The organism is Stenotrophomonas sp. AG209, from assembly GCF_003550055.1.
GTDB lineage: Bacteria > Pseudomonadota > Gammaproteobacteria > Xanthomonadales > Xanthomonadaceae > Stenotrophomonas.
In genome coordinates this window covers 2,434,383-2,446,197 of record NZ_QXDB01000001.1, presented here as the reverse complement: position 1 = coordinate 2,446,197, position 11,815 = coordinate 2,434,383, and the positions used below count along the sequence as shown (strand labels likewise).

The window sequence follows — 11,815 nt, the reverse complement described above, 5'->3', positions numbered from 1 at the left end:
CGCACCGATGAATACTGCTGTGGATGCTGTCGAACGTACTGAAATCCTGATCATCGGTGCCGGCCCGGCCGGCTCCGTGGCTGCGGCGATGCTGCGCCAGCAGGGCCGCCAGGTGCTGATGCTGGAGCGCCAGCAGTTCCCGCGTTTCTCCATCGGTGAAAGCCTGCTGCCGCAGAGCATGGAGTACATCGAGGCTGCCGGCCTGTTGCAGGACGTGGTCGAAGCGGGCTTCCAGCACAAGAACGGCGCGGCCTTCGTGCATGGCGAGGCGCGCACCGCGTTCGACTTCAGGAAGAAGTTCTCGCCGGGTTGGGGCACGACCTACCAGGTGCAGCGCGCCGACTTCGACAATGTGCTGGCGCGCGGCGCCGAACGCATGGGCACCACGCTGCGCTTCGGTGATGAAGTGCTGTCGGTCGAAGCGGGCGAGCAGCCGGCGGTGACCGTGCGCCGCCCGGACGGCAGCGAGTACCGCATCGAGGCCGATTTCATCCTCGATGCATCCGGTTTCGCGCGCTTGCTGCCGCGCCTGCTGCAGCTGGAATCGCCATCCAACTTCCCGGTGCGCGGGGCGATCTTCTGCCACGTGCGCGACAACATTCCGGCTGAAGCGGACTTCGACCGCAACAAGATCCTGATCACCACCCATCCCGAGCACATCGACGTCTGGTATTGGACGATCCCGTTCTCCAACGGCTGCTGCTCGCTGGGCGTGGTCGCCGAGCCGTCGTTCTTCGAACGCTACGAGGGCGACGACCTGCAGAAGCTGCAGGCCATCGTCGGCGAGGACCCCAACCTGACCCGCCTGCTGGCCAACGCCGAATGGGCGGTGCTGCCGGTGCGCCGGATCACCGGTTACTCGGCCAATGTCAGTTCGCTGTGGGGCCCGGGCTACGCCCTGCTGGGCAATGCCGGCGAGTTCCTCGACCCGGTGTTCTCCTCCGGCGTCACCATCGCCTTCAAGTCCGCGCAGCTGGCGAGCGAGTGCCTGGCGCGCCGCTATGCCGGCGAAACCGTCGACTGGGAAACCGAGTTCTCGATCCCGCTGCGCGCCGGCGTGAAGACCTTCCGCCGCTTCGTCGAAAGCTGGTACGAAGGCGGTTTCCAGAAGATCATCTACCACCCGCAGCAGCAGCCTGAAGTGCGCGACATGATCAGCTCCATCCTGGCCGGCTACGCCTGGGACACCAACAACCCGTACGTGGCCGATGAAAGCGGCCGCCGCATGCGCGTGCTGGAGCAGCTGTGCAGCGCGTGATCGCCCGTACTGCAGCGCTGTTGCTGTGCCTGCTGCTGGCCGCCTGTGCCGGCCGCATGCCGAAGCCGCAGGTGGAACTGCCGCCGCTGCGCCTGTCGCCGGCCAGCCTGCCGGCGCCGCTGGCACTGCAGCAGCAGCTGCATTTCCGCTTCGGCACGCATGAGCGCGACCTGGATGCTCTGCTGGAAGCCGATGCGCAGCAGGTGCAGCTGGCGGTGCAGGCGATGGGCCAGACCGGCGTGCGCCTGCAATGGGACGGCCAGCAGTTGACCCAGCAGCGCGCGCCGTGGCTGCCGCCGCAGGTGCGTGCCGAGCGCGTGCTGGATGACCTGCAGTTCGCGCTGTGGCCGACCGCGGCCATTGCCGCCGCGTTGCCGGCCGGTTGGCAGGTCAGCGATGACGGCCATCAGCGCAGCCTGTCGCGCGACGGCACGGTGTGGCTGCAGCTGCAGCGCCTGGACGACGGCAGCGTGCAGCTGGACAACCGCGCCGAAGGCTACGCCCTGCGCATCGAATCGATCGACATGGCCGGGCCGGACCGATGAGCGCACCGATCTACCTGAACGACCTGGGCGTGGTCTGTGCGCTCGGCGATGGCCGCGCCGCTGTGACGTCGGCCATGTTCGCCGACGCGCCGGGCGGGCTCAGTGACAACGACAGCCTGTTGCCGGGACGCACCCTGGCGCTGGGAGAAGTGCGCACGCCACTGCCGACGCTGGATGACCTGCCGGTGGCCCTGCGCGGGCGCAACAACGCGCTGCTGGACGTGGCACTGGCACAGATCGCACCGGCCGTGGCCGCCGCGATCGCCCGCCATGGCGCCGAGCGCGTGGCGGTGGTGCTGGGTACCAGTACCTCGGGCATCGGTGAATCCGAGCAGGCCCTGCGCAGCCACGCCGAACAGGGCCAGTGGCCGCAGGGCTTCGACTACGCCCAGCAGGAAATGGGCACTGCCGCGCAGTTCGTGCGCCAGCGCAGTGGCGCACAGGGGCCTGCATGGACGCTGTCCACCGCCTGCTCGTCCAGCGCCAAGGCGCTGATGTCGGCGGCGCGCATGCTGCGCGCCGGCATCGTCGATGCGGTGATCGCCGGTGGCGCCGATTCGCTGTGCCGCTTCACCGTGGCCGGCTTCAGCGCGCTGGAATCGGTCTCGGCGCTGCGCTGCAATCCGTTCTCGCAGCATCGCGCCGGCATCAACATCGGCGAGGGCGCCGCGTTGTTCCTGCTCACCCGCGAACCCGGTCCGGTGTGCCTGGCCGGGTGGGGCGAATCGGCCGACGCGCACCACATGTCCGCCCCGGACCCGCAGGGGCTGGGCGCCATCGATGCCCTGCAGCAGGCGTTGCTGCGTGCCGGATGGGCCGCCGACGAAGTGGACTACGTGAACCTGCATGGCACTGCGACCGGCCACAACGATGCGATGGAAAGCCTGGCGGTCTCGCAGGTGCTGGGCAACGGCGTGCCGGCCAGTTCAACCAAGCCGTTGACCGGCCATACGCTGGGCGCCTCGGGTGCGATCGAGGCGGCGCTGTGCTGGATCCTGCTGGCCGAGAACCCGCAGCAGCAGCTGCCGCCGCACTGGTGGGACGGCGTGGCCGATCCCGCGTTGCCGGTGCTGCCGCTGGTGGCCCCGGCCACCCGCCTGGCGCAGCCGCCGCGACGGGTGCTGAGCAATTCGTTCGCCTTCGGCGGCAGCAATGCCGTGCTGGCGCTGGAGCGTCGATGAACACGCTGTACGCGATCGAGGACGTGGTGCCGCACCGCCAGGACATGTGCCTGCTGGAGCGCATCACGCAGTGGGACCAGGACGCCATCGAGGCCGAACTGGTGGTGCCCGGGGCCGGCCTGTTCGTCGAGGATGGCCAGGTGCCGGCCTGGGTCGGCATCGAATACATGGCACAGGCCATCGCGGCCTGGGCCGGCTGCCGCGCACGCGCCGCCGGCAGGCCGCCGCAGCTGGGCTTCCTGCTCGGCAGCCGCCGCTACAGCAGCCTGCGCAGCAGCTTCCCCAGCGGTTCGCGGCTGCGCGTACAGGCGCGCTGCGAGCTGTTGGGTGACAATGGATTGGGGATGTTCGCCTGCCGCATCCTGGCAGGCGAGGAAGAATGGGCGACAGCCAACGTGTCGGTGTTCGAACCGGCCGACGCGATGGCCTATCTGGAGAGTGGACAGGCATGACAGGGAATCGAAGCGTGCTGGTGACCGGCGCCAGCCGGGGCATCGGCCGGGCCATCGCGCTGCGCATCGCGCGCGACGGCTTCGACGTGGTGGTGCATTGCCGCAGCCGCGTGGAAGAGGCGCAGGCGGTGGTGGCCGAGATCCAGGCACTGGGCCAGCAGGCCCGCGTGCTGGTGTTCGACGTGGCCGAGCGCGAGGCCGCACGCGCCGCGCTGGAGGCCGATGTCGACGCGCATGGCGCGTACTACGGGGTGGTCTGCAATGCCGGCATCGCCCGTGATGGCGCCTTCCCGGCGCTGTCGGCGGAGGATTGGGACCAGGTCATCCACACCAACCTGGATGGCTTCTACAACGTACTGCATCCGCTGATCATGCCGATGGTGCGGCGGCGCAAGCCGGGCCGCATCGTCACCCTGTCGTCGGTGTCCGGGCTGGCCGGCAACCGCGGGCAGGTCAACTACAGTGCCGCCAAGGCCGGCATCATCGGTGCCACCAAGGCCCTGGCGCTGGAACTGGCCAGCCGCCAGATCACCGTGAACTGCGTGGCCCCGGGCCTGATCGAGACCGAAATGCTCAACGACGAAGTGGTTGAACACGCGCTCAAGCTGATTCCCGCCGGCCGCGTCGGCCGTCCCGACGAAGTGGCGGCGACGGTGGCGTTCCTGCTGTCCGAACCGGCCGGCTACATCACCCGCCAGGTGATTTCGGTGAACGGGGGCATGCTCTGATGGCCGCCGATCGTCGCGTGGTGGTCACCGGTGCCGCCGCCATCAGCCCGCTCGGCCACGACTGGCCGACCATCGAGGCGCACCTGCGCAGCTGCCGCAATGCGGTGCGCGCGATGCCCGAGTGGGATGTCTATGCCGGGCTGAACACCAAGCTGGCCGCGCCGGCGCAGGATTTCGAGCTGCCGCCGAACTACAACCGCAAGACCACCCGCTCGATGGGCAAGGTCGCGATCATGTCGGTGCGCGCCACCGAAGTGGCGCTGCGCGAAGCTGGCCTGCACGAGCACCCGGTGCTGCGCAGTGGCCGTACCGGCGTGGCTTACGGCTCGTCCTCGGGCAGCCACGAGGCCACGGGTGAATTCGGGCGCATGCTCAACGAGTTCACCACCGAAGGCATCAGTGCCACCACCTACCTGAAGATGATGAGCCACACCGCGCCGGTCAACATCGGCGTGTTCTTCGGCCTGTCCGGGCGCGTCTACACCACCTCCAGCGCCTGCACGTCGGGCAGCCAGGGCGTGGGCGCGGCCTATGAGGCCATCCGCAGCGGCAAGCAGACGGTGATGGTGGCCGGCGGTGCCGAGCAGCTCGATGCCACCGCCGCGGCGGTGTTCGACACCCTGTTCGCCACCAGCGTGCGCAACGATGCGCCGCAGACCACCCCGCGCCCGTTCGATGCCGGCCGTGATGGCCTGGTGCTGGGCGAGGGCGCCTGCACGCTGATCCTGGAAGACCTGGAGCACGCGCAGGCGCGCGGCGCCACCATCCTTGCCGAGGTGGTCGGCTACGGCACCAACAGCGATGGCCAGCATGTCACCCAGCCCAGCGCCGACACCATGGCCCAGGCCATGCGCCTGGCGCTGGAGGATGCCGGCCTGGACGCGGCGCAGATCGACTACGTCAACGCCCACGGCACCGCCACCGACCACGGTGACATCGCCGAAACCCAGGCGACCGCGCAGGTGTTCGGCAACCGCGTGCCGATCAGCTCGCTGAAGAGCTATGTCGGCCACATGCTGGGTGCCTGTGGTGCGTTCGAGGCCTGGCTGAGCATCCAGATGATGCGCGCCGGCTGGTTCGCGCCGACCCTGAACCTGGCCGAGGTCGATCCGCGCTGTGGCCAGCTCGACTTCATCACCGGGCAGGGCCGCGAACTGCAGGCCGAATACGTGATGAGCAACAACTTCGCCTTCGGTGGCATCAACACCTCGCTGGTGTTCCGCCGCTGGAGCGAGTGATCCACCGCCCCACCGCACTGTTTCCGCTATCCACCCGCACCCTCGACAAGGAGATGTTCCGATGCGCCGCACCCTGATGATCGCCACGGCCACCGCGCTGCTGGCCCTGACCTCCACCGCCTCCGCCCGCGATACCCGCGTCGAGCAGTCCCTGCAGGAGCTGGTCAGCTCGCAGGCTGCCAAGGACGCCGGCATCGACGGCAGCGTGCGCTTCTACCTGGCCGGACAGCCGGTGAGCGTGCAGCAGCGCCTGGGCGAAGACGTGACCAACAAGAAGACCAACGCCGCCAACAAGAGCGACGCCGAGGCCTGCCGCTGGGTCGCGCTGTCGGCGCTGCGCGCGCTGCAGGACGGCGCCAGGTCGCGCGGCGCCAACGCCGTGGTCGACATCGTCAGTTACTACAAGAAGAACGAGTTCAAGAGCAGCACCAATTACGAGTGCTACGCCGGCACCATCCTCGCCGGTGTCGCGCTGAAGGGCACCTACGCCAAGGTCAAGTAAGCGCCCGTGTGGCGGCGGCGTTGGCTGAACGTCGCCGCCACATTGCTGAACCCCGCAGTGGAAACGCCGCCGATCGCGCCGCCATCGTCGGCTGACGGCTTTCCCCGGTGTCGGCTTTCCGACACAATCATGGCTCTTCCCGGGTTATCGTCCCGCGGACATGCACGCCTACGTCTATAAAAGCCAACTCAAGCCGGACACCTACGTCTACGTTCCCCGACGCGATGATTTCAGCGCGCTGCCTGCGCCGCTGCTCACCTCGCTGGGTACGCTTGCCTTCGTCCTGGAGGTTGCCCTGGATGCCCAGCGCCGCCTGGCCCAGGCCGATCCCGAAAAGGTCCGCAGCGAAATGAGCGAACGCGGGTTCTACCTGCAGGTGCCGCCGTCGGTGGCCAGCCTGATGCCGCGACACTATGACTGACACCTCCCGACCGCGCGCCCTGTCGATCGCCTTCGCCGTGGGTGCCGTGCTGGCGCTGGGCGCCGCCGTGGGCGGTGTGCCGGGTGCCATCCTTGCCGCACTGGCGCAGCCGGCGTTTGCGCTGGGTGTGTCGTGGTGGCGTCGCAGCCGTGCGCTGCTGCCGCTGAAGGTGGTCGCACGCCAGGACCTGCCCGCGCTGCTGGCATTGTGGGCGGCCGCGCCGCTGTTGCTGGCGCTGCTGCTGGCCTGGCCGCTGGCGGCACTGCGTGACAGCGGCAGCCTGGCGGCAGTGCTGGGCCTGAGCGTGCTGGTCAGCGCCGGCCTGCTGGCGGCCTGGCGCACCTGGCCGTTGTGGAACGATGTCGAGCGCCTCGATGGCAGCCTTGCCCAGCACTGGCAGGCGCTGGCCGGGCGCGACCTGACCGCTTGGCGTGGCCTCGGCGTGGCTGCGTTGGTGATCGCACTGGCCGCACTGGTGGTGCTGCCGGCCTGGCCGGGCCTGTTGCCGGAAAGCGCACGCTGGCCCGCCGCACTGGCGGTCGTGCTGCTGTCGCCGGTGCTGCACCTGCTGCTGCAGCGGGTGGCGCCCGCGCCGCTGGTGTCGCTGCGTCCCAGCCCGTTCGCAGCGGCCAGCAGCGAACAGGAACCGATGTTCCCCGCTGCGGCCGAAACCGCGCCGCTGGAGGCGATGGCGCCGCAGGAACTGACACCGGCGCTGTATGAAGCCGCGCGCCAGGGCCGCATCGACCGGGGCCTGCAGCTGCTGCAGGCCGGTGCCGATCCGTATGCGCTGCCGGACCCGAACTGGCGTGACCAGCGCAGCCTGGCGGTGCTGGCCGCGGTGCTGCCGGACCTGCGCCTGCTGCGCGAACTGATTGCCCGCGGCGTCGATGTGAATGCGCCGCACCGGGGCATGACCCCGCTGCTGGCCGCGACCCGCGACAGCTGGCATGGCCGCCCCGAAGCGGTGATGACCCTGCTCGCCAACGGCGCCGATTCGCGCGCCACCGACAGTGATGGCAACACCCCGCTGCACCATGCCGCACGCAGTTCCGACCCGGGCGTGGCCGCGCTGCTGCGCGATGCCGCCGCTGAAGTCGATGCGCTGAACCGCGAGGGCTGGTCGCCGCTGGCGGTGGCCTGCCAGGTCGGCAACTGGCGCCTGGCCCGCTTCCTGCTCGAACGCGGTGCACGCAGCGAACCGGCCGAAGGCACCCCAGTGCTGCTGGCCGCTGCCGCCACCGAGGACGACGATCCGGCTGGCGTGCAGCTGCTGCTCAAGCACAAGGCACGGGCCGATGCGCGTGATCGCCAGCGCCGCAGTGCGTTGCACGAGGCGGCCCTGGCCGGCCACGTGGAGATCATCGGCGTGCTGCTCGGCGCGGGTGCCAATCTGGAAGCGCGCGATGCACTGGGGCGCACGCCATGGCTGGAAGCGGCCCGTGCCGGTCGTGCCGCCGTGGTCGAGCACCTGCTGCCGCACAAGCCGGACCTGGTCGCGGTGGACGGCGAAGGCCGCAATGCGGTGCAGCTGGCAGCGATGGCCGAGGATGTCTCGCCGCTGCTGATCAAGCGCCTGGTCGAGCTGGGCATCGCCGCCGATGCGGCTGATCCGGTCGGCCGCCGCGCGGTGGACTACGCCGCTGAAGCCGGCCGCTGGGCGATCGTCGCCCTGCTGGACCCGTCCTATCCGTTGCCGGCCGCCGTCAGTGATGGCCTGGCCGAGCGCGGCGAAGCCGCCAGCGCCAGCGGCCTGCTGCCGGACCGTCCGCCGCTGACCCTGCTGCGCGAAGCACTGGGCTTCGGCAACACCGAAGGCATGACCGCGCTGGCCAGGTTGTGCCAGCCGGAAGAACTGGGCGGCCTGCTGCTCGATCCGGAGCTGGCACTGGAGCCGCGCGCGGTCGATTGGCTGCTGGGCCACGGCGCCGATCCCTATGTGCGTGACGCCTGCGCCGACACGCCGATGTTCGCGCTGCTGTCGCGCGGCATCGATGCGGTGCCAGCGCTGCAGGTGATGCTGCAGCGTGGCCTGTCGCCGGCGGGCCGTGGCGGCCTGGCGCGCTTCCTTGCCGCCTGTGCACAGCACGACCAGGCCGCCCGTGGCCTGGAGCAGCTGGCGCTGGAACTGCTGGAGCGTGGCGCCGATCCATTCGCCGCCTCGCCGGCGGGTGACCCGCCGTTGTCGCTGGCAGTGCGCCTGGGCTGGCTCCGCCTGCAGCAGGCCCTGCTGAAGGCCGGCGTCGATCGCGAAGCGCGCGACAGCCACGGCATGACCGCCTTGCATCTGGCCACCGCGCTGGCCCGCGAAGGTGCACTGAAGCTGCTGGTGCAGCACGGTGCCTCGCCGGAAGCCCGTGCCGCCGACGGCCAGACGCCGCTGGGCGTAGCGTTGTCGATCGGTCGCCGTGACCTGGCCGACTGGCTGGACTGGCGGGTGTGGCCGTTGCCGCGCCGTACCCTGCGCGAGGCCGATCTGCCGGCCGCCGCGATGGCCGGTGATGTGGACGCCGTGCGCCGCCTGATCGATCTGGGGTTCGCCGTCGACGCGGTCGATGCACAGGGCTGCACCGCGCTGCTGCGTGCGGCCGGTGGTGGCCATCTGGCGGTGACCGACCTGCTGCTGGCGCGTGGCGCCGATCCGCAGCACGCCGCGGCCAGTGGTGCGACGCCGCTGTCGGCGGCGGTCAGCATGCGCCAGGTGGATATCGTGTCGGCCCTGCTCGATGCCGGCGCCAAGCTGGAACACCGCCTGCCGGGTGGGGTGACCGTGCTGATGCTGGCCTCGGCGCTGGGCCTGCCGGACATCGTCGCGCGCCTGCTCACTGCGGGTGCCGACGTGCATGCCGGTGACGCGCAGCAGCTGGGGCCGCTGCATTGCGCTGCCCTGTACGGCTTCAGTGCGCGCGACCGCTCGCGCCTGCTGGCCCTGCTCGACACCCTGCTGCTGGCCGGTGCCGAACCGGACCAGGCCGCTGCCGGTTCGGTCACGCCGCTGCTGCTGCTGCTGGGCGCACGCGCCGAGCCGGGTACCGCCTGCGACGAGCAGGTGGTGATGGCGGCGGTAGAGCGCCTGCTGGATGAGGACGTCAGCCTGGACGTGCGCGATCCGCGCGGCTTCGGCCCGCTGCATCTGGCCGCGCTGCATGGATTGCCGCTGCTGGTGCAGCGCCTGCTGCGCGCCGGTGCCGATCCGGAAGTGCGCGACAGCCTCAACCGCAGCCCGCGCGAGATCGCAGTGATGCGCGGCTTCATCGACGTCGCTGGCGAGTTCGAACCGCGCGTGCCAGGTGTTTCGTCGATGGCGCGGTTCCTGCGCGACAACGGCTGAGAGGCCGGGGTCGGATCCCTTTCCAACGGAAAGGGCTCTGACCCCAATATCGCGCCATCCACGCATGGCGTGGATCTACTGCCGGAATCCGCAGCGGGTGGGTGCCGACCGTTGGTCGGCACGCCTACTCGCCGTCGCTCTCCGCGTCGGCCTCGAACAGGTGCATCAGGTCGTTGCGTGCATCGCGCGAGGTCTGGATCACCGCGGCCTCGTCGTCGTACACCAGGTACTGGTCGCGCAGCAATTGTTCGTCATGCTCGCGGAAGCGCTGCACATGGCGTTCGGCCACGTCCGGTGCCACGCCCAGCGCGGTCAGCACGCGCCCGCTCATCTCCAGGCTGGTGCCGAACACTTCGCGGAACGGCTCGGCCGACATGTCCATCAGGCGCCACGCATGCTGGCGGTTGCGCGCACGCGCCAGCACCTTCGCGTCCGGGTACAGCCGGCGCACCATGCGCACCGCGCGCAGGTTGGTCTCCGGATCGTCCACGGTGATCACGAACACATCGATGTGCTCGCCGCCCGCAGCGCGCAGCATCTCCGGCCGGGTCGGGTCACCGTAATACAGCTGGTTGCCGAAGCGGCGCAGGTCGGCCACGGTGTCCGGGTTCGCCTCCAGCGCGACGAACGGCACCTTCTGCGCGGTCAGCAGGCGTGCAATTACCTGGCCGAAGCGTCCCATGCCGGCGATCAGCACCTTGGGCCGGTTGTCCGGCGCCACCTTGTCGGCCTCGGCCGCCTGGCGCGGTGCGGCCTTTTCCTGGCCGAGCAACCTGAGCAGCGCGATCATCAGCAGCGGCGTGATCGCCATCGACAGGCCGACGATCGCCACCAGCCGGTCGTGGTTGGCGTTGCCCAGCAGGTGCGCGCGCTGCGCTTCGTTGAACACCACGAAGGCGAATTCGCCGCCCAGCCAGAGCACGCTGCCCAGCAGCAGCGACTGCCGTGAACTGAGTTTGGCGATACGCCCGATTGCGTACAGCAGGCCGAACTTGACCACCAGCAGGATCGCCACGCCGGCCGCGATCAGCCACGGCTCGGCCGCGATGCGGTCGAGGTCGATGCCCATGCCGACCGCGATGAAGAACAGGCCCAGCAGCAGGCCCTTGAACGGCTCGATCTGCGCTTCCAGTTCGTGCCGGAACTCCGAATCGGACAGCAGCACGCCGGCCAGGAACGCGCCCAGGCTGGGGCTGAGGCCGGCTTCCTGCATGAACCAGGCGGTGCCGAGCACCACCAGCAGGGCGGTGGCGGTGAACACTTCCGGGCTGCGGGTGCGCGCGATGATGCTGAACACCTTGCGCAGCACCGGTCGCCCGCACAGGATCACCAGTGCCAGCGCGCCCAGCGCCACCATCGCATCCTCGATGCGCAGGGTCTCGTTCTTCACCCCGCCCAGCAGCGGGATGGCCGCCAACAGTGGGATCGCGATCAGGTCCTGGAACAGCAGGATGGCAAAGCCCAGCCGGCCATGGTCGCTGTTGATCGCCTTGTGCTCGGACAGCAGCTGCAGGCCGACCGCGGTGGACGACAGCGCCAGTGCAACGCCCACCACCAGTGCGCTCTTCCACTGGAAATGGTCGAGCAGCAGCAGGCCGCCCAGCACCAGCCCGGACAGCGCCACCTGCGCCGCACCGGCACCGAACACCGAGCGCCGCATCACCTTCAGGCGCGCCGGCGACAGTTCCAGGCCGATCACGAACAGCAGCATCACCACGCCGATCTCGGCGGCGCCGAGGATGCGGTCGGCGTCCTGCACGAAGCCCAGTCCGTCCGGGCCCAGCACCACGCCGGCCGCCAGGTAGCCCAGTACCGCGCCGAAGCCGAACTTCTTGAACACCGGCACGGCGATGACCGCCGCCAGCAGCAGCACCAGGGCCAGTTCCAGACCACCGCTATGCATGGGAATACCTGGTCATCGGGGGAGCCCGCTGCGCGTCCGTTCGGGTGGGGAAGGGCGTGGCGAGCGCCACCACGACATTATGCGCGCCGGTCTGTGTACGCACGAGAACAACCGGCCGGGCTTCGGCGCGGGGCGGCCGGGTTGACCTGCATGGCCCACGGGTCCAGACTGCCCGCCGCTGGCGGCGCGTCCGTCGGCATACGCATCCCGGAGTCCCCAACCCATGTCCAGCGACAGTAGAAGTCGACCTCGTTCG

At 69.9% G+C, this 11,815-nt stretch carries 10 protein-coding genes; 9 read left to right on the top strand and 1 reads right to left on the bottom strand.

Annotation, left to right across the window (positions count from 1 at the left end):
- Positions 1-7 precede the first annotated feature (7 nt).
- From DFO63_RS11315 to DFO63_RS11275, 9 genes are all read left to right on the top strand, one after another.
- Positions 8-1,258: an NAD(P)/FAD-dependent oxidoreductase gene (locus DFO63_RS11315; RefSeq protein ID WP_014038928.1), complete on the top strand. Its 1,251-nt coding sequence runs from the start codon at positions 8-10 to the stop codon at positions 1,256-1,258.
- Complete coding sequence (locus DFO63_RS11310; protein ID WP_014038927.1) at positions 1,246-1,803, top strand: DUF3261 domain-containing protein; 558 nt, start codon at positions 1,246-1,248, stop codon at positions 1,801-1,803. The genes DFO63_RS11315 and DFO63_RS11310 overlap by 13 nt, the downstream gene beginning before the upstream one ends.
- The gene (locus DFO63_RS11305) at positions 1,800-2,984 is read left to right on the top strand and encodes a beta-ketoacyl-ACP synthase (protein ID WP_101766300.1); all 1,185 of its coding nucleotides are present in this window, start codon (positions 1,800-1,802) and stop codon (positions 2,982-2,984) included. The genes DFO63_RS11310 and DFO63_RS11305 overlap by 4 nt, the downstream gene beginning before the upstream one ends.
- On the top strand, positions 2,981-3,436 hold the full coding sequence (locus tag DFO63_RS11300; protein WP_014038925.1) for a hypothetical protein: 456 nt from the start codon (positions 2,981-2,983) through the stop codon (positions 3,434-3,436). Before DFO63_RS11305 ends, DFO63_RS11300 begins: the two co-directional genes overlap by 4 nt.
- Entirely contained in the window at positions 3,433-4,164 is a 732-nt protein-coding gene (locus tag DFO63_RS11295; protein WP_049447005.1) for a 3-ketoacyl-ACP reductase FabG2, read from the top strand. Before DFO63_RS11300 ends, DFO63_RS11295 begins: the two co-directional genes overlap by 4 nt.
- Positions 4,164-5,402, top strand: coding sequence for a beta-ketoacyl-ACP synthase (locus DFO63_RS11290; protein WP_014038923.1), 1,239 nt, complete (start codon positions 4,164-4,166; stop codon positions 5,400-5,402). Before DFO63_RS11295 ends, DFO63_RS11290 begins: the two co-directional genes overlap by 1 nt.
- Positions 5,403-5,463: 61 nt before the next feature.
- Positions 5,464-5,904 carry a hypothetical protein gene (locus DFO63_RS11285; protein ID WP_032960605.1) on the top strand — a complete coding sequence of 147 codons (441 nt, stop codon included), beginning with the start codon at positions 5,464-5,466 and terminating at the stop codon, positions 5,902-5,904.
- Between the two features lie 160 nt (positions 5,905-6,064).
- Complete coding sequence (locus DFO63_RS11280) at positions 6,065-6,325, top strand: YcgL domain-containing protein (protein ID WP_014648833.1); 261 nt, start codon at positions 6,065-6,067, stop codon at positions 6,323-6,325.
- A complete protein-coding gene (locus DFO63_RS11275; protein ID WP_049447016.1) occupies positions 6,318-9,656 on the top strand; it encodes an ankyrin repeat domain-containing protein in 3,339 nt (1,112 codons plus the stop codon). The genes DFO63_RS11280 and DFO63_RS11275 overlap by 8 nt, the downstream gene beginning before the upstream one ends.
- 124 nt (positions 9,657-9,780) lie before the next feature.
- On the opposite strand, the gene DFO63_RS11270 is transcribed toward DFO63_RS11275, so the two are convergent.
- A complete protein-coding gene (locus DFO63_RS11270) occupies positions 9,781-11,559 on the bottom strand; it encodes a monovalent cation:proton antiporter-2 (CPA2) family protein (protein WP_101766297.1) in 1,779 nt (592 codons plus the stop codon).
- Positions 11,560-11,815: the final 256 nt, after the last annotated feature.